A 17,723-nucleotide genomic window follows, 5' to 3' on the forward strand; every position below is an offset into this window, starting at 1 on the left:
TCGTTCCCTAAGTTACATGAACCAAGTTTCTGGGATATTTTCGCTCTGATTGTACAAACTAAATACTTGATGAATTGTTTCAGATAAACCCTGATTCCGGCTCGAACATGGAAAAATATCTGTATTTATGGTATATATACAGGTAAAATTAAAAGAAGTATATAAATGAAAGAGGTCGAATTCAGTTGGAAAATAACTCTTCGAATTTTATTAAAAATATTATAAAAGATGATCTAGAGTCCGGAAAACATGATCATGTCATCACCCGCTTCCCTCCTGAGCCGAACGGGTATTTACATATCGGGCACGCCAAATCAATCATTTTGAATTTTGGGGTGGCTGATGATTTCAATGGGAAAACTAACCTTCGTTTCGATGATACGAATCCATTGAAAGAAGATATTGAGTTTGTCAACTCCATTAAGGAAGATGTAAAATGGCTCGGTTACGACTGGGATAACCTTTTCTTCGCTTCCGACTATTTTGATGAAATGTATAAAAGAGCTGTGCTGCTCATCAATAAAGGACTGGCATATGTGGACGACCTTAATGCCGACCAAATCCGTGAATATCGCGGAACGCTGACTGAGCCGGGAAAAGATAGCCCATACCGCAATAGAACCGTCGAGGAAAACCTTGAACTATTTGAAAAGATGCGCAGCGGCGAATTCGAAAACGGTGCAAAAGTATTGCGTGCCAAAATTGATATGAGCTCGCCTAATATCAATTTGCGTGATCCCGTCATATACCGTATATCCCATACTGAACACCATAATACCGGGAACAAATGGTGCATCTACCCAATGTATGCCTTTGCCCACCCAATTGAAGATGCCATCGAAGGAGTCACACACTCCATTTGTACGCTAGAGTTCGAAGACCAACGCCCTCTTTATGACTGGATCGTTGAAAATTGTGAAATGGAAAGCAAGCCAAAACAATATGAATTTGGCCGTCTTAACCTGACCAATACAGTAATGAGCAAGCGAAAACTGAAGCAGCTTGTCGATGAGGGCTTCGTGGACGGCTGGGACGACCCACGGATGCCTACCGTTTCAGGTTTGCGGAGACGCGGGTATACACCTGAGGCGATTCGTGCATTCTGCCAAGAGATTGGCGTCGCCAAAACAAGCGGTGTCGTAGACTCTCAAATGCTTGATCATTTCGTGCGGGAAGACCTAAAGCTTAAGGCTCCACGAACTATGGCTATCCTAAATCCGCTTAAAGTGGTCATCACCAACTATCCGGAAGGCGAGGTAGAATGGCTGGATGCTGAGGTCAATCCGGAAGTCCCGGAAATGGGCACACGCCAAATCCCGTTTTCACGTGAAATATATATCGAACAGGACGATTTCATGGAAAACCCGCCGAAAAAGTATTTCCGACTTTTCCCGGGCAATGAAGTCCGTTTGAAACATGCTTATTTCATTAAATGTGAAGAAGTGATAAAAGACGAAGCCGGTAACGTCATTGAACTTCGCTGCACATACGACATTGAAACGAAAAGCGGATCGGGCTTCACTGGCCGTAAAGTAAAAGGTACATTGCACTGGGTCGAAGCTTCACAAGCCGTTTCAGCAGAATTCCGCAACTACCAGCCTTTAATCTTGGATAAGGAAAATGATGAAGAGGAAGAAAAATCATTCCTGGACCGGGTAAACCCCGATTCTGTAGAAGTTTTACAAGGATTTGTCGAGCCTAACATGAAAGATGTTAAACCTCAGGATAAATTCCAATTCTTCAGGCACGGCTATTATAATGTTGATTCAAAACTCACTGCGGCCGATCACTTGGTCTTCAACCAAATCGTTGGGTTGAAAAGTTCATTCAAGTTATAGAATCACAGAGATGAACCAGATTCCTAGCGAATCTGGTTCTTTTTCATTCTCTGCACCTTATGTCACTTTTTCTCGTAAAGTTTGATCCCTTGCTTGGAAAGGGCCTGCTTAAGAGTACTATGTGTCGAAACCTGACTAAAATCAAGACCTAACTGAATCGATGTCTGGGCCACTTCGGGACGAATCCCGGAAATGGTCGATTGAATGCCCAACAGGTTCAGTGTACTTATCAATTGATAGATCTGTTGGGCAACCATCGTATCTAAAAGGGAGACTCCTGATAAATCGATGAATAAGTGAGTGACATTTTTGTTAATGCATTTGCTTGGAGTCGCATTCAAAATTTCCCTTGCCCGATAGGTATCGATTTCACCGATTAACGGCAATACCGCAATGGCATCAACAATGGGAATGACAGGTGCGCCCAGTTCATTAATCAGCTCCTGTTGAGCTAGTAAACGTTCTTTTGTCAAAAGGTAATACTGCTCTGTGAACTCACGGTTCAATTGGTCGAAGGCACCATTAATGAGCCGGCCCCACCGGATGATTGTATCCTTCGTTATCCCCGTATCCTTTAGCATATAATCAGTGATAAAAGCCCAATATGTTTCACGGACCTTATTAAGCGCTTCCAACACTTCGTAAATGGGGGTGTCCGATTCAACCCTGCTCTTCGCGACAAGTGTGGCCCACTGCTCCATCGTTGCAATAAAAGCATTTTTATCTTCAAGTAAAGCACTTGTCACTGTCTTGATGGTCAATGTATTCTGTTCTCTAAGAAGCTTTTCTATTTCCTCATTGGAGTCCATTGAATAGATGGAGCCAGACTGCTTTTCCCTTAAAGCCAGCCAGTTTTCCGTAATCTTGGATGAATTATCAATGATATATCGATATAAATTTTCATCTATTTTATCCATTTGTGTTCCCCTATCTCACTAGTTATTTCATTTTAAAAAGTAATAATAAGTCTCCATATCCCTCTCTCTCCATTTCATGTTTAGGAATGAATCGAAGGGCCGCAGAGTTTATGCAATATCTCATGCCTTTGGGCCTTGGGCCATCAGGAAAAACATGTCCAAGGTGTGAATCGGCGTCCCTGCTGCGCACCTCGGTCCGGGTCATTCGGTGGCTGAGATCCATTTTTTCATTGACACTTGCGGACATGACGGGCTTGGTGAAGCTTGGCCACCCACAGCCGCTATCATACTTATCCCGTGAACTGAATAGAGGCTCCCCAGAAACGACATCCACATAGATGCCTTCTTCAAAGTGATCCCAATAAGCATTATCGAAAGGCAGCTCCGTGCCATTTTCCTGGGTTACATGAAACTGAATCTCCGTTAAGGTCTTTCTAAGATGTGCATTATCCTTAGGCCAATTTTCTTTAATGAAAGCATCACGGCCTGACCCTTTACGATACAATGCATAGCGAAACTGATTTTTCCGATAGAAGTCTTGATGATATTCCTCAGCCACGTAAAATTTCCCCGAGGGTAGAATACCCGTAACGATAGGTTTCTTAAACCGTCCGCTCATCATTAAATCTTCCTTCGATTGTTTTGCCTCCTGTTTCTGACGTTCATTGAGATAGAAAATGGCTGCCCTGTATTGCTTTCCCCTATCCGCGAATTGTCCTTCGTCATCCGTAGGGTCGACTTGGCGCCAGAATATCTCTAATAACGTTTTATAGGAAATGATTGATGGATCGAATACCACTTGAACCGCTTCAACATGATCAGTCGAACCGGTAATTACTTGTTTATAACTGGGCGCGGCAAATTCTCCGCCTGTATAACCTGATGTCACTGAAATAATGCCATCCATTTCATCAAAGGGAGCAACCATGCACCAAAAACAGCCTCCTGCAAAGATAGCCGTTTCTTTTCCAGCCATCGTCATTCTAAAAACTCCCCTTTCACGCCTGTCATTTTATGTATTATATACCAGCAGGCCAAACGCCTTCAAATTCAAAAATTTTTTTCTCTTTTTTGATGCACAAATATAAAAAGAGGCACTTAGGAGTAAACCCAAGTGCCCTTTTGTGTTAGATCCGTCAATTAAAGTATCACGCTTACAATGATCGCTGATAGGATGCTGACAAGCGTCGCACCGTATAACAGCTTCAAGCCGAAACGGGCTACAACATTACCCTGTTTTTCATGAAGTCCTTTGACTGCACCGGCAATGATTCCAATAGATGAGAAATTAGCGAATGAAACCAAGAAAACCGAAACGATCCCTATCGTCCTATCGCTCAAGGCTGCTGATGCTTCCCCTAGGCTCAGCATGGCAACGAATTCATTGGTTACCAGCTTCGTCGCCATGATTCCGCCAGCAGTCACGGTTTCTGATATCGGTACACCCATGATAAAAGCAAACGGTGCAAAGATATACCCCATGATGTCTTGGAAGCTGATTCCGAAGACCATGTCGAATACACTGTTGATTCCTGCGATTAATGCAACGAAACCAATTAACATCGCTGCTACAGTGATAGCAACCTTAAATCCATCCATGATATATTCCCCAAGCATTTCGAAGAAAGACTGCTTCTCTGCCCCTTCTTCAACAGGGAGAATATCCTCCTCATCCGTTACGGTATAAGGATTGATAATGGATGCAATGATAAATCCTCCGAACATGTTAATAACGATTGCCGTCACAACATACTTTGGTTCAATCATCGTCATGTATGCACCGACAATCGACATCGATACAGTTGACATGGCTGATGCACAAAGCGTATACATGCGAGATGGCGGAATCGCACCGAGTTGTTTTTTCAAGGTTATGAAAACTTCGGATTGGCCCACTATTGCAGATGCAACCGCATTGTAAGATTCCAATTTACCCATCCCATTCACCTTACTTAAAAGGAATCCAATCCACTTCATGATGAACGGAAGGATCTTGAAGTGCTGTAAAATCCCGATTAATGCCGAGATGAAGACGATTGGAAGAAGGACATTTAAAAAGAATGGCGATGCTCCTTCGTTTACAATCCCGCCAAATACAAAGGTGATCCCTTCATTTGCCCATTGTAAAAGTTTTCCGAAAGCATCGGCAATCGAATTGATGATCACTAAACCAAACTTCGTATTCAATAATAAATAAGTTAAAATAAGCTGAATGACCACCATGAGGATGATCGGTTTAATTTTAACTTTCTTCCGGTCACTGCTGGCTAATAAAGCTAGTCCAAAAACAATAAGCAGCCCTAAAATTGCAATCAGAAATTTCATATATTCTGCCTCCACTAAGGGTGAATTTTATGTCGTGCATTACTAGTAGGTTACCCTCAAAAAAATTATGCAAACGTTTTCTCTTTCATCCAAAATACATGTACGTACCTCTCCAGAAGTCTATATTAAACTAATATTTTTTTAAGTGCAATTATTATTTCCCTTTTTAAAATAACAATTAGTGACAATAGTGGGTTTCATGAATGAAAAAAGAAGGTTCCCCTTCGAAAGGAGCCTTCTCTTTCCTCAAATAGCATTGAATTTTTAGGCTGTTGTTTTTCTGGATATCACCGACATCGCTAATCCAGCGCCTCCAACGATAAAGATGATGATGGATGCGGCCAAGCCACCTGCCCCTTGATAAAAGCCGATCAATTTCCCTGCAAAAGAGTCTCTGCCTTGGAAACCGCCACCGCTATGCATCTCTCCTGGAGTCCCGGAACCATTAGGCCCGCCTTGTGGAGTGCCCTGCATATCATTTGATGCCGTTCCCGTAGTTGAAGTTGAATCGTGTGTCGCCGTACTGCTATTAGCCGATTCTTCCGCAACATCCGATTCTGTTGTGTTGCGGTCGGCAGGCTGACCCATCATCGCCTGTCGATTCACGGGTTCATTGCCGCTGCCATACACATACATCATGACCCCGATGACTGCTTGGGCCATTAAGAGAACCGATGCCAATATTCCAACCAAAAAGTGTAACTTACCAAATCTTTTCATCAATGGTTTTCTCCTCCGAAAATAAATGTATTTATAAGATGATTATCTAAAAAGGCCCTTAATTTTTCCTTAAGCAACAAGGAAAAAAGTAAGGGTCCTTTTCGTATTGGATGGCATCTATTGTTGTATTAATTTTTCTTTTGATTTCTTGGAAAAGTGATTTCAAAACGGGTGCGTTCATTTTGCTCACTCGTAACTTTGATGTTCCCTTGATGTGTGTTTACAATCCATTTGGCTATGGATAAACCTAAGCCGGAGCCTTCATTTGCTGAACGGGATTGCTCGACTTGGTAAAAACGGTTAAAAATCAAGGGGAGATCTTCCTGCGGAATACCTTCTCCATTATCCTCTATAGTAAGAATGATGGATGAAGCATTCTTGATGCAGGATAGGGAAATCTCCCCGCCTTCTTCGGTAAATTTCATGGCATTATCCACCAAGATCACCAATAGCTGATGAATTCTCTCTTTATCCCCATGAAACACCACCTGTTCAGGAGCATGGCTAATGATCGATTTCTCTTGAAAAGAAGCTATATCCCTATACTGTTCCACGATATCCATTAGTAAGTCATCAAGGAAAAAGTTCGATTTCTTAACCTCGATTTGATTCGAATCCGTTCTGGTCAAGGTTAAAAGTCCGTTAACAAGCTTATTCAATCGCCGGACTTCTTTAGAAATGATGGATATATCAACGGCCTTTTCCTCGATGGTCGCGTTCGGTGATTGAAATAGCAAATCAGCCCGCGATTGAATGACAGCAAGCGGAGTGCGAATTTCATGCGAAGCATCCGAGACAAACTGCTGTTGCTGATCCCAGGATTTCTTGACAGGGATCAGGGCCCGTCCTGCCAGAAGATAGCCTGCGCCTACCGCCACCAAACTTCCAATTCCTCCACCAACAAACAAGATGAGCAGCAAGCGATCGAGCATTTCTTTTTCTGTATCCACATTCCTGATGAATTGTACGGTCATCTTTCCATACTCCGTATCGACCTTGGTGGAAAGTGCACGGTACGTGTATCCATTCACCGATATTTCTTCAATCTCTTCAAATCTTTCAGGGTAAAATTCCAATTCATTGACCTTATAGAAATTGTCTGCACTTAGTCTTGGCTCAATGATCGTATCATCCGGCCCCCAAATGATGACGCTCGGTCCCGGTCCTAAGAGAAACTCACCTTGCGGACGTCCGCCTGGCCTGCCGCCATTATTGAAATCCCTGTAATCCTGTTGAAGTGAATCATTGACATCCCTATAAATCTGATTTTCCGTATAAAAATAAATTGTTCTGCTTAAAATGGCTATTAAGACAATAAAGACGATAGAATTCAATATGGTTAGTTGAAGTCGTGTTTTTTGGAACATAATGATCCCCTTATGGTTGTTTTAGCATATAACCAATACCCCTGACGGTTTGAATATCTTTATGGTAATTGAAAGGTTCCAATTTTTTTCTAAGGTGATGGATGAACACTTCCACAATGGCAATCGTCGTATCTGAATCAAACCCCCAAATGCGGTCGAAAATCTGCTCACGGGTCAATATTTTCCCACTATTTCGAATTAGGTATTCCAGTAATTCAAACTGTTTCAAGGTCATTTTAATGACCTTTCCATCAACTAAAATATCCTTTTCTTTTTCCAACAGTTCAATATTACGGTATTTCACATGCTGCTCAAGCGATAAAATGCCACTCCTTCGAAGCAGGGCACGAATCCTGGCCTTAAGTTCCAGTGCCTGAAACGGCTTGACTAAATAATCATCGCCACCCATTTCCAATCCTCTGACACGATCCTCAAGTGCATCTTTTGCCGTCAAAAACAAGACACTTGTATCTATTTTTGCTTCCCTGATTTTCCGTACGATTTCAAATCCATCGATTCCCGGAAGCATTACATCCAAAATGATGATATCGTATATACTTTGCTGAGCCATGAATAGTCCATCTTCCCCATTATCCGCTGTATCCACTTCATATTCATCCGTCAGAATCTGTCGGATCGACTCTAATAATGAAACATTATCTTCTACCACCAAAACCTTCATGCAGGGTGCCTCCCAACCGCCTCAATTGTGATATATGTTGATTTTATCCTTTTTCATATGCAAAAGAAAGCGGGCTTTTAATCGCCTGCTTTCTTTCAAATTGTATGTTCATTCGTGACGCAGTGCCTGGATTGGATTTAATTTGGATGCCTTATTGGCAGGAAATACACCAAACATTATCCCGATTAAAATGGAGAATAAGAAAGCAAACAGTGTTACCGACCATGAATAACTGATCGTTAAGCTTGAAAAAACTGAAATCAATTTTGCGATTCCCAATCCGATTCCAACACCCAACAATCCCCCGAAGCAGCTCAGGACCATCGCTTCAATCAAAAACTGAAGAAGAATCGATTTCCGATTCGCCCCAATTGCTTTTCTAATCCCGATTTCCTTCGTCCTTTCTGTTACGGAAACCAACATGATATTCATGATCCCGATTCCGCCCACCAGTAACGAAATACTGGCTATACCGCCTAGCATGAGTGTGAACGTATCCGACACAGAGCTCATTGTATCCATCAGATCTTCTTGATTGGACACCGAATAATTATCACTCTGTTCTGGGAATGATGTGGTCATCGTACCTTGTACGTGGTACATCGCCCTATCTATGATATTCTCGTTATCCGCTTTTAAATATACGGTTCCGATTGTTGTGCTGCCTGTAGCCCTTTCGGCAGTGGTGATCGGTGCAATGATTACATCATCCCCGCTCGACCCCATTGAGGTACCTACCGATTTCAGCACACCAATCACGCGATAGGAAACTCCGCCGATAAGCACGTTCTGGTCCACAGCTTTTTGATTTTCAAAAAGCGTGCTGGCTGTATCCGACCCCAGGACGACGACCTTGGATCTTAATTGCGTTTCCATATCAGTCAAAAATCGGCCTTGACTGAGCTCCAGATCCCTAACCGATAAGTAGGATGAAGTTGCACCGGTCATTGAAACCTGTGCCGAAGCTTCTCCGTTTTTAGCATAAACGCGTCCGGTGACCACAGGCGCCACTTCCGATATCCCGTTCAGCTCTTTAAACTGTTCAATTGTATCATCCGTCAGCTCCACGGAGTCGGTATCCGTGACACTTACCGTTATCAAGTTCGTTCCCAGGCTATTGATCTCATCCTGAACGGACTGTGAGGAACCCTGCCCGATCGAAACCAGAACGATTACAGAGGCAACTCCAATTATGATCCCAAGCATGGTTAAAAATGCTCTGACTTTATTGGTTTTGATACTGCGTATAGCCATTTTCATTGATTCGCTCAGGTTCAATCCAATCACCCCCGTTCTCAAATAGCTGACCATCCTGTATCCGGACGACACGAGTCGCTTCTTTTGCCACTTCCAAGTCATGGGTTATTAGAATGATTGTTTGTCCCTTTTCGTTCAATTCTTTCAGCATCTGCAGCACTTCTTTACTCGTTTTACTATCCAAGGCCCCCGTCGGCTCATCCGCCAATAGAACGGGCGGGTCACCGGCAAGTGCCCTTGCAATCGCAACTCTTTGCTGCTGTCCGCCCGACAGTTGGTTCGGCAGATGATTCTTTCGGTCACTCAGACCTACCATATCAAGGCATGCATTGGCCACTTTTCTTCTTTCCTTCACGCTTGCCCCTCTATAAACCAGGGGAAGTTCGACATTTTCCAACGCTGTCAGTTTTGCCAACAGGTTGAAATTTTGAAAGATAAATCCTATTTTAATATTACGAATGGCAGCTAACTCATTATCCTTCATCTTTTCCACTTCTTTTCCATCAAGAAGATATTCACCTATGTCAGGCTTGTCAAGGCAGCCAATCATATTCATGAACGTCGATTTTCCTGACCCAGAAGGACCGATGATCGAAATGAAATCGCCTTTATCGATTGTAAGACAGACATCTTGAAGTGCCTTAACCGTTTCACCGCCTAATTCATATGATTTAGACATGTTCCTAATTTCTATGATGGGTTTCGCCATTTTACTGACCTCCATTGCTGCTTGGCATTCCGCCACCGTTTGGCATCCCGACGCTCGGCATTCCGCTGCCGCCCTGCATTCGTATTTCGCCTCCTTGGCCTCCCCTCATTCCATTGCCGCCAGTGCCAGTCGTGCTTTCATTGATGGTGATAGGCAAGGAAACAAACTGGCCCTCTTCAAGTCCCGAAGTTATTTCAATATACCTATCATTGCTGATCCCAGTCTCAACCGCTTTCTTTGTACTGGCAGTTCCTTCAGCTGTACCGGATTGTTGTATATTTACATATTTCTCTTCACCATCCATTTGGACTGCTTCAATCGGAACATATAAAGCATCTTTAACACTATTCGTCAAAATGCTCACTTCAGTCGACATCCCAATTTTTATATCGCCTGGTTTGTCAATTTTGATCGTAACATCGAACGAAGAAACTCCATTCTCATATGTACCTTCCTTTGCTACACTGGTCACTTCACCCGTAAACGTTTCATCTTCAAAAGCACCGGCTTTAATTTCAACTGTTTGTCCTTTTTTAACACTTGGAACATCCAATTCATCTACACTGATCGTGGTTTTCAATTTTTTATAATCCGTAACATGCGCCAACACTTCACCGCTTGATACACGATCCCCTTTTTTTACATCCATTGTTGTAACGGTACCATCGAATGGGGCTGTTATCGGGTCACTTCCATCCGTGAAGGTAATAAGTTCATCACCTTTCTCAACCAATTCATTCTTCTCTACAAGAACTTCATCCACTTCACCCGTTATAGAGGAAGTGATGTCTTCACTATTGATTGCGGCGACCGATCCGGATCCGCTTATTTGAACTTCAAGATCTCCCTTTTCAACTGTTGCGGTCACCGACTTTGCGATGACAGGCTCAGCACTGTCCTTCATGAAAAACCAAGCGCATCCCCCAATCGCCAGCACTAAAACCGTACATATCATTATCCACTTTTTCATCACTTTTCTCCTTTCAGATTTCCTTCGTTGAAACCAGTATCGTGAAAGAAGCTTAACTTTTCCTTAATGGCGATACGTTTGATTTCCATGATCTTTCATTTATACAGGACACTCCCTGTACGAAAAATTAAAACAATGTCGAACGAAAATTTAATTTACAATATATTCAGAAAATTATATACTGATACTGATATCGGAATTTGGTAATGTAATCCGAATCAATAATGATGAAGGGGGAACCAACTTGGCATCTAACGATTCTATCGCTAAGGAAACCAAGGTAAGCGCTTCCACGAACTACACCGAGATCGTCCAATCACAATCTTTTCAAGAACTGTTAAGGAAAAAACGCAATTTCATCGTCCCGCTATCCATCTTTTTCATGGTCTTTTATTTCACCCTACCCCTACTAACTTCCTATTCCAAAGTTCTTAACTCCTATGCTTTCGGGGCAATCAGCTGGGCCTGGATTTTTGCCTTCGCTCAATTTATCATGACCTGGACATTATGCATCCTCTATTCCAAAAAAGCTGCGACATTTGACCGATTAGTGGAAAAAATCATTAAAGAAGCGAAAGGATAAAAGGTGAATTCACAATGAATATACTTGCTTTCATATTGTTTCTAATCATTGTCGGGCTAACATTGGTCATTACCTATTTTGCTTCACGGCGCACCAAAACGACCGCGGACTTTTATACGGCGGACAGCAGCCTTACCGGCTGGCAGAATGGCTGGGCCATTGCGGGAGATTATATGTCCGCTGCCTCGTTTTTGGGGATAGCCGGCATGGTCGCACTCTCTGGATTTGATGGTTTTTTCTATAGCATAGGTTTTCTGGTTGCGTATCTGGTCGTTCTTTATATCGTGGCCGAACCGCTCCGTAACCTTGGCAAATTTACATTGGCAGACATGATCGCTGCCCGTTTCAATGAAAAGAAAGTACGCGGTGTCGCTGCCCTTAACACCATTTCCATTTCAACCTTTTATATGATCGCCCAATTAGTCGGTGCAGGTGCCCTTATAAAACTCTTACTTGGACTTGATTATCTTTACTCCGTCATCATTGTAGGCATTTTAATGACCGTATACGTCGTATTTGGCGGTATGACGGCCACCAGTTGGGTCCAAATCGTCAAAGCCGTTTTATTGATGGCAGGTACATTCATCATCTCCATCATCGTATTGGCGAAATTCGACTTTAGCGTGATCGAGATGTTCAAGCAGATGAAAACAGCCACTCCTTTGGGCGGGGATTTCCTCAACCCCGGTAACAAATTCAAGGATCCCTTGGATACCTTATCCCTTAATTTAGCCCTTGTACTCGGTACAGCAGGACTTCCTCACATTCTCATCCGTTTCTTTACCGTGAAAGACGCCATCACAGCCAGAAAGTCCGTCGTATATGCCACTTGGATCATTGGCATCTTTTATATAATGACCATTTTCCTAGGATTTGGAGCGGCAGCTTTTGTTGGATACGACAAAATCATTGGCGCGAACGCGGCCGGGAATATGGCTGCCCCGCTGCTTGCCGAAGCCATTGGGGGTGACTTCCTGTTCGCCTTTGTCTCTGCAGTTGCATTCGCTACCATTTTAGCGGTTGTAGCAGGTCTCGTTCTATCGGCAGCATCTGCTTTTGCCCATGACTTCTATGGCCACATCATCCGGAAGGGCCAAGCCACTGACAAGGAACAAGTCGTTGCTGCTCGTTGGGCATCGATCGGAGTGTCCGTCCTCTCCATCATCCTTGCCTTATTTGCCCAAAACATGAATGTCGCCTTCCTTGTTTCACTTGCCTTTGCCGTCGCTGCCAGTGCCAATCTGCCCATCATTGTCTTCACGGTATTCTGGAAACGTTTTAACACAGCTGGGGCCGTCACGGGCATGTTAGTTGGACTGGTCAGTTCTTTATTGCTTGTGTTCCTGAGTCCCAATGTCTGGTCACCGGTGGAGGGAGCGGCAATATTCGTCGGGGAGCCACTATTCCCGCTTGCCAATCCAGGCATCATCTCCATCCCGATTGGTTTTATCGCAGCCATCGCCGGAACACTTCTGTCAAGCAAGAAAGCCGATGCAAAAAAATTCGACGAAATTTTGGTTACAGCCAACACTGGGATGAAAGATCCTATATAAGCTAGCTTACTTATTATTTTAAAATATTAAAAAGAGAAAGGAGATCAGGGTCCGGCCTGATCTCCTTTCTCTTTATTTAGAAACATATATCAAGAAGATTCCTGCTAACTTCTCAATCTTAACTTCCTTCTATTGTACTTAGTTACTAACTGATTCATGACTTCTGCAAAGATCAGCCCCATCGCAATGGCACCAGCCAGCATGAAGACCTTGGCGGCCAATTGAACAGCAACATAAAAATCATTTCCGACAAAATGCTTCATCGCATCATACGACAAACCCCCAGGCACGAGCGGGATGATTCCCGATATATTGAAAACCGTGATCGGCGTTTTATACCTTTTAGCAAAATACTGACTGATAACCGCAACGATAAATGCAGCCGCTAATGTTGCCATGATGCTGTTTATCTCATTTTCAACCAGAAAAAAGTATAAGATCCACCCTAACATCCCTACGAAGCCACATTGTAACAATGAATTTTTTGGTACATTGAAGATGACTCCAAAGGCGGCTGAGGCAATGAAACTTGTAATAAGCTGTGCAATCATCATTCTTCCTCCCCTAAAATCATAAGAAAACAAATGCAGCCGATATTCCTGCCCCAATGGCTAAAGCAGTCAAACCTGCATCAACACCCTTGGATAGGCCTGAAACCAAATGTCCTGCAATTAAATCCCTTGCTGCATTCGTAATTAACAGCCCTGGCACAAGCGGCATCACCGCTCCAATGATTATCTTGTCCAAATGACTTCCTACTCCAATCTGGACAAAGAACATAGCTGCTAGACCTACGACTAATGAGGCGATGAATTCAGCAAAAAACCGAACTTCCAGTAACCGGTGCAAATAAAACAGGCATGAGAAACCCATTCCTCCAGCTATACAGGACCAGATGAAATCATTCCACTGGCCTTGGAACATGATTAAAAAGCAGCCGCTCGATATAAATGCAGCAAAGACCTGTACCCACATGGGATACCCCATCCCGGCCTTTTCGATTTGTTTTAACTGTAAATAAGCTTCCTCCGGTGTCATTTCCTTGCTGGAAATGCTTCGGGATATGCTGTTGACCAGCGTTACCTTATGTAAATCTGTAGATCGTTGGGAAACTCGAATTAATTTTGAAGCCGGGTGCATGCCATCCAGAGAAAAAATAATTCCTGTAGGGGTCGAAAAACTATGTGAGTCACCGCATCCAAACGCTGCAGCGATTCTTACCATCGTATCTTCCACCCGTGAAGTTTCCGCTCCGTTCTGAAGCATGATTTTTCCCGCAAGTAAACATACATCTATAATTTCATTGTATAGTAAACGATCATCCATTTTATCCTCTCCATCACTTCCTGCATGAGTTTCCCTCAATAACAGATAACGATCATACCAAGTTAAATCCACCTCATAATAGCCCAATTCCCGTGAAAAGGATATAAAAATATTACCTATTTAATTTATCAATTCCATTAACCGCCACTTCAGACTTCCTTAGTACCAGTATTCCCCTTATTTCTTGCCGAAACCGTTTAGTTAACAGAAAGATTCATTTAAACCATAAATAAAAGGAGTGCGGGCACACGAACCCTGCATCCCCTTTTTCCCGTCCAGTACGACTATACGCCCTTTTGAATGAAGCAATCCACGGTTTCATTAAACAAATCGCTTTCTTCCATAAATGGACAATGGCAACTATCTTCAAAGATTACTAGTTTGGAATTCGGAATGTTTTCATGCAAATGTTCTCCTGCTGCAACAGGAATTACTTTTTCATGCCTTCCAAAACAGAGAAGTGTCGGAATATTGATTTTTGGTAAGAATTCACGATAGTCCACAATCGATTGGTCAAATAGAATGCTACTGGCAATGGATTCCGGCATTCTGGTCACTTCCCCAAGCATCCAGCTTGCATCCTCTGCAGATAATTCATTGTTGAACATGGAAGCAAGGAAGCTTTGTAGAAATGGGGCACGATTCGTTTGAATTTCAGTCATGAAGGCAATCAACGTGTCCATATCAAATGCACCGATATTAAAATCGGGCCACTTAAAATCAGAGGCCAATTCATCCACAATCACGGTTGAATGAATATTTCCCTCACCGAATTGCTTAAGATAATCCCAGACGACAAATGCCCCCATGGACCAGCCTACAAGTATGACATCCTTTAATCCCAGTTTACCTATGAATGCATGAAGATCTTTGGCATAAACGGAGACCGTATTTCCGTAATGTACATGATTTGACTGACCATGGCTTCTTAAATCAAGTAGGATCGTTCTATATTTTTCCGAAAAGTACGGAAGCTGCCTTTTAAAGAACCGGCTGCTCATCCACACACCATGGATAAAAATAACCGGTCTTCCCTGGCCCTTTTCTTCATAAAACAACCGAACGCCCTCTTCCACCTCAATAAATGCCATTCTATCCCTCCTTCACTATTTTTTCACAGCCCATTCCCTATTATTATGTATTGCATATCTCCTTTTAACATTCCTTCCTATAAAAAAATATTGTCAAACCTGATTTTAGAGTTGATAATGAAGTATATTTTTATTGATATCTTCATCCTGAAAGGACGGAAATTTAATGAAGAGCTTTATCAAAAACTATCGATCCTCTTTAATATTACTGACTGCCATTATTATCGGTGGGCTAGCTGGCGTGGTTTTCGGGGAAAAAACCTCGATCATACAGCCGCTAGGGGACTTATTCTTAAATCTGATGTTCACGATCATCGTGCCATTGGTATTTTTCAGCATTGCTTCAGCGATTGCCAATATGAGCGGAATGAAGCGTCTCGGAAAAATCATGGGAAGCATCGTTCTCGTTTTCCTGACAACAGCCGCTTTAGCTGCCGTCATTGGATTCATTGGGACAACCATCGTAAATCCGTTGGAAGGCACAGATACGACAGCCATTAAGGAACTGATGGAAAACAGTTCCCCTGAAGAGACCATCGAAGAAGTTTCTTTCTTCAGTCAGCTGGTCAACACTGTAACCGTTTCCGATTTCCCAGAACTGTTCTCTAGAAGCAATATGCTTCAGCTTATCGTTTTCTCGGTATTAATCGGGCTTTCCACTGCACTGGCCGGTGAGAAAGCAAGACCGATTACCGAGTTTTTGACAGCGGGTACGGCTGTCATGATGAAGGTCGTCAAAATCGTCATGTACTATGCTCCAATTGGACTTGGTGCCTATTTTGCGGCGATAATCGGGCAGCTTGGGCCGCAGATTTTAGAAGGCTACGCTCGCACTTTCATTCTTTATCTAGTCTTGGCCTTGATTTATTATTTCGGCTTCTTCACTTTGTATGCCTTTATCGCAGGCGGAAAAGATGGAGTTAAACTATTTTGGAAAAATGCCCTGACACCGTCCATTACAGCCATTGCAACATGTTCTAGTGCCGCATCCATTCCAGTCAATCTGGAATCAGTCAAGAAAATGGGCGTGCCTAAGGATATAGCGGAGACTGTCATCCCACTCGGAGCCAACACTCATAAAGATGGTTCGGTATTCGGCGGGGTATTGAAAATCGTTTTCCTATTCAGCTTATTTGGAAAGGATATGACAAGCATATCAAGCATTTTAAGTATACTGGCTGTTGCCTTTTTGGTTGGAGCCGTTATGGGTGCCATTCCTGGGGGCGGCATGATTGGGGAAATGCTGATTCTGAGTGTATTCGGCTTCCCTATTGAAGTCCTGCCGATCATTGCCGTTATATCCACGATCATCGATGCTCCTGCTACACTGCTTAACTCAACAGGAAACACCGTTTGTGCCATGCTTGTCACAAGGCTAGTTGAGGGAAAAAAATGGTTAAAACAAGCATTCATTAAAGAAGCTGTATGATTCTTATAACTGACTGGCTCCTGGTTAAAACAGGAGCCAGCTTTTTCATTTTTCGCGCCTTTCTTTCAAACAGTACTTTAATTGACAAGGGGTTCCTACCCCTTACATAGAATTAAAGATTGAAGGAGGGATTTGAATGTTAATGAAATGTTTGGTAATTTCATAAATCGTCAAGGTAAATTTCATATTGAATTTGCTGAATCGCACGAATCGATAAACGGCAGGGCTTGCCTCTTTTATAGTTGGTTTAAAAGGATACAAAAAGAGGATCTGAAGGCCTATAGCTCGTATCTATGGCCTCGGGAATACTATTAAAGTACTTTAATATAACGGTGATATGTTCATTAGATACATGAATGGTCCCTTTTATCTATCGATATAACACTTTTTACGAAATCAATGTCATTCATATCTATAGAGTGAAGTTCTGCATGTATGAGGACATGTAGGGCCTTGCCCGAAGTAGTATTTGCGGTTGATTATATGCTAAGAAGTTTACTTTATTCCTGTTACGTAAAGATCAGTTAAATCACATTTAGCGAAGTAAGAGTTGTAATGGGATATTTCATCTAAATAAGTGAAAAAGCAATCAAGATAACGTTTAAGCGTCAGACAGTATCATCAGAATATTTATGGGTTGATATATGGTTCAAGTATTTAGTTAGATTAGCATCTAATAGCTGTTGAAAAGTGTCCAAGTCAGTTGTTGTCTAATTATCTTCTAACCAAGTTAAAAATTGGTGCATATCAGCGCTATAACATTTAAAATTGGACATTTTAAGCCCTTCAGTAGCTAATGTCTTAAAAAGACATAATCCCGAAGCATTGGTATTCCTCCGTTATTATAATTTTACACAATAAATTTATTAATTATAATATCACAGACGAAATTGCTAATCCCGCTATTTATTGAATTAGCTGTAATTAAACTGCAAACGTCCCTATAAGATATAGAA

The 17,723-nt window shown here is 42.5% G+C and carries 16 protein-coding genes; 4 read left to right on the forward strand and 12 right to left on the reverse strand.

All coding sequences use genetic code 11. The features are described 5' to 3' along the window. The first annotated feature begins 185 nt into the window (after positions 1–185). The gene (locus ACFVSH_RS08875) at positions 186–1,838 is read left to right on the forward strand and encodes a glutamine--tRNA ligase/YqeY domain fusion protein (protein WP_387601535.1); all 1,653 of its coding nucleotides are present in this window, start codon (positions 186–188) and stop codon (positions 1,836–1,838) included. A gap of 62 nt (positions 1,839–1,900) precedes the next feature. Here the strand turns inward: ACFVSH_RS08875 and ACFVSH_RS08880 are convergent, their stop codons facing one another. The 9 genes from ACFVSH_RS08880 to ACFVSH_RS08920 all read right to left on the reverse strand — a co-directional run bounded on the left by ACFVSH_RS08880 (position 1,901) and on the right by ACFVSH_RS08920 (position 10,785). After that, a complete protein-coding gene (locus tag ACFVSH_RS08880) occupies positions 1,901–2,755 on the reverse strand; it encodes an STAS domain-containing protein (RefSeq protein ID WP_387705627.1) in 855 nt (284 codons plus the stop codon). A 22-nt stretch (positions 2,756–2,777) separates the two neighbouring features. Next, a complete protein-coding gene (gene msrB / locus ACFVSH_RS08885) occupies positions 2,778–3,737 on the reverse strand; it encodes a peptide-methionine (R)-S-oxide reductase MsrB (protein WP_387705629.1) in 960 nt (319 codons plus the stop codon). A gap of 158 nt (positions 3,738–3,895) precedes the next feature. Further along, on the reverse strand, positions 3,896–5,080 hold the full coding sequence (locus ACFVSH_RS08890) for a NupC/NupG family nucleoside CNT transporter (RefSeq protein WP_387705631.1): 1,185 nt from the start codon (positions 5,078–5,080) through the stop codon (positions 3,896–3,898). 264 nt (positions 5,081–5,344) lie between these two features. Then, the gene (locus ACFVSH_RS08895) at positions 5,345–5,800 is read right to left on the reverse strand and encodes a hypothetical protein (protein WP_387705633.1); all 456 of its coding nucleotides are present in this window, start codon (positions 5,798–5,800) and stop codon (positions 5,345–5,347) included. A 128-nt stretch (positions 5,801–5,928) separates the two neighbouring features. After that, positions 5,929–7,167 carry a sensor histidine kinase gene (locus ACFVSH_RS08900; RefSeq protein ID WP_387601547.1) on the reverse strand — a complete coding sequence of 413 codons (1,239 nt, stop codon included), beginning with the start codon at positions 7,165–7,167 and terminating at the stop codon, positions 5,929–5,931. 10 nt (positions 7,168–7,177) lie between these two features. Next, on the reverse strand, positions 7,178–7,849 hold the full coding sequence (locus ACFVSH_RS08905; protein ID WP_387705635.1) for a response regulator transcription factor: 672 nt from the start codon (positions 7,847–7,849) through the stop codon (positions 7,178–7,180). 108 nt (positions 7,850–7,957) lie between these two features. Further along, positions 7,958–9,127, reverse strand: coding sequence for an ABC transporter permease (locus ACFVSH_RS08910; RefSeq protein WP_387705637.1), 1,170 nt, complete (start codon positions 9,125–9,127; stop codon positions 7,958–7,960). Further along, complete coding sequence (locus tag ACFVSH_RS08915; RefSeq protein WP_387705639.1) at positions 9,075–9,815, reverse strand: ABC transporter ATP-binding protein; 741 nt, start codon at positions 9,813–9,815, stop codon at positions 9,075–9,077. The genes ACFVSH_RS08910 and ACFVSH_RS08915 overlap by 53 nt, the downstream gene beginning before the upstream one ends. 1 nt (position 9,816) lies before the next feature. Continuing rightward, positions 9,817–10,785 (reverse strand): efflux RND transporter periplasmic adaptor subunit, encoded by a 969-nt coding sequence (locus tag ACFVSH_RS08920; RefSeq protein WP_387705641.1) that lies wholly within the window; start codon positions 10,783–10,785, stop codon positions 9,817–9,819. 244 nt (positions 10,786–11,029) lie between these two features. Here ACFVSH_RS08920 and ACFVSH_RS08925 point away from each other — a divergent pair, with 244 nt between their 5' ends. Next, positions 11,030–11,368, forward strand: a complete 339-nt coding sequence (locus tag ACFVSH_RS08925; protein ID WP_387705643.1) for a DUF485 domain-containing protein — start codon at positions 11,030–11,032, stop codon at positions 11,366–11,368. Between the two features lie 14 nt (positions 11,369–11,382). Beyond that, positions 11,383–12,921, forward strand: a complete 1,539-nt coding sequence (locus ACFVSH_RS08930) for a solute symporter family protein (RefSeq protein ID WP_387601563.1) — start codon at positions 11,383–11,385, stop codon at positions 12,919–12,921. A gap of 104 nt (positions 12,922–13,025) precedes the next feature. On the opposite strand, the gene ACFVSH_RS08935 is transcribed toward ACFVSH_RS08930, so the two are convergent. The 3 genes from ACFVSH_RS08935 to ACFVSH_RS08945 all read right to left on the reverse strand — a co-directional run bounded on the left by ACFVSH_RS08935 (position 13,026) and on the right by ACFVSH_RS08945 (position 15,338). Continuing rightward, on the reverse strand, positions 13,026–13,475 hold the full coding sequence (locus ACFVSH_RS08935; protein WP_260285808.1) for a threonine/serine exporter family protein: 450 nt from the start codon (positions 13,473–13,475) through the stop codon (positions 13,026–13,028). Positions 13,476–13,491: 16 nt separating this feature from the next. Then, the gene (locus ACFVSH_RS08940) at positions 13,492–14,247 is read right to left on the reverse strand and encodes a threonine/serine exporter family protein (protein ID WP_260285807.1); all 756 of its coding nucleotides are present in this window, start codon (positions 14,245–14,247) and stop codon (positions 13,492–13,494) included. Positions 14,248–14,531: 284 nt separating this feature from the next. Then, entirely contained in the window at positions 14,532–15,338 is an 807-nt protein-coding gene (locus tag ACFVSH_RS08945; protein WP_387705646.1) for an alpha/beta fold hydrolase, read from the reverse strand. A 166-nt stretch (positions 15,339–15,504) separates the two neighbouring features. Here ACFVSH_RS08945 and ACFVSH_RS08950 point away from each other — a divergent pair, with 166 nt between their 5' ends. Continuing rightward, the gene (locus tag ACFVSH_RS08950) at positions 15,505–16,767 is read left to right on the forward strand and encodes a dicarboxylate/amino acid:cation symporter (protein ID WP_387601571.1); all 1,263 of its coding nucleotides are present in this window, start codon (positions 15,505–15,507) and stop codon (positions 16,765–16,767) included. Positions 16,768–17,723: the final 956 nt, after the last annotated feature.

It is taken from the genome of Peribacillus sp. NPDC058002, assembly GCF_042886655.1.
GTDB classification, from domain to species: Bacteria; Bacillota; Bacilli; order Bacillales; family DSM-1321; genus Peribacillus; species Peribacillus aracenensis.

Excerpts from the sequence above, each read along its gene's own strand:
- ACFVSH_RS08900 (WP_387601547.1), bottom strand. The coding sequence starts at position 7,167 with ATGTTCCAAAAAACACGACTTCAACTAACCATATTGAATTCTATCGTC.
- ACFVSH_RS08890 (WP_387705631.1), bottom strand. The coding sequence starts at position 5,080 with ATGAAATTTCTGATTGCAATTTTAGGGCTGCTTATTGTTTTTGGACTA.
- msrB (WP_387705629.1), bottom strand. The coding sequence starts at position 3,737 with ATGACGATGGCTGGAAAAGAAACGGCTATCTTTGCAGGAGGCTGTTTT.
- ACFVSH_RS08940 (WP_260285807.1), bottom strand. The coding sequence starts at position 14,247 with ATGGATGATCGTTTACTATACAATGAAATTATAGATGTATGTTTACTT.
- ACFVSH_RS08950 (WP_387601571.1), top strand. The coding sequence starts at position 15,505 with ATGAAGAGCTTTATCAAAAACTATCGATCCTCTTTAATATTACTGACT.
- ACFVSH_RS08930 (WP_387601563.1), top strand. The coding sequence starts at position 11,383 with ATGAATATACTTGCTTTCATATTGTTTCTAATCATTGTCGGGCTAACA.
- ACFVSH_RS08945 (WP_387705646.1), bottom strand. The coding sequence starts at position 15,338 with ATGGCATTTATTGAGGTGGAAGAGGGCGTTCGGTTGTTTTATGAAGAA.
- ACFVSH_RS08935 (WP_260285808.1), bottom strand. The coding sequence starts at position 13,475 with ATGATGATTGCACAGCTTATTACAAGTTTCATTGCCTCAGCCGCCTTT.
- ACFVSH_RS08915 (WP_387705639.1), bottom strand. The coding sequence starts at position 9,815 with ATGGCGAAACCCATCATAGAAATTAGGAACATGTCTAAATCATATGAA.
- ACFVSH_RS08920 (WP_387705641.1), bottom strand. The coding sequence starts at position 10,785 with ATGAAAAAGTGGATAATGATATGTACGGTTTTAGTGCTGGCGATTGGG.
- ACFVSH_RS08880 (WP_387705627.1), bottom strand. The coding sequence starts at position 2,755 with ATGGATAAAATAGATGAAAATTTATATCGATATATCATTGATAATTCA.
- ACFVSH_RS08905 (WP_387705635.1), bottom strand. The coding sequence starts at position 7,849 with ATGAAGGTTTTGGTGGTAGAAGATAATGTTTCATTATTAGAGTCGATC.
- ACFVSH_RS08895 (WP_387705633.1), bottom strand. The coding sequence starts at position 5,800 with ATGAAAAGATTTGGTAAGTTACACTTTTTGGTTGGAATATTGGCATCG.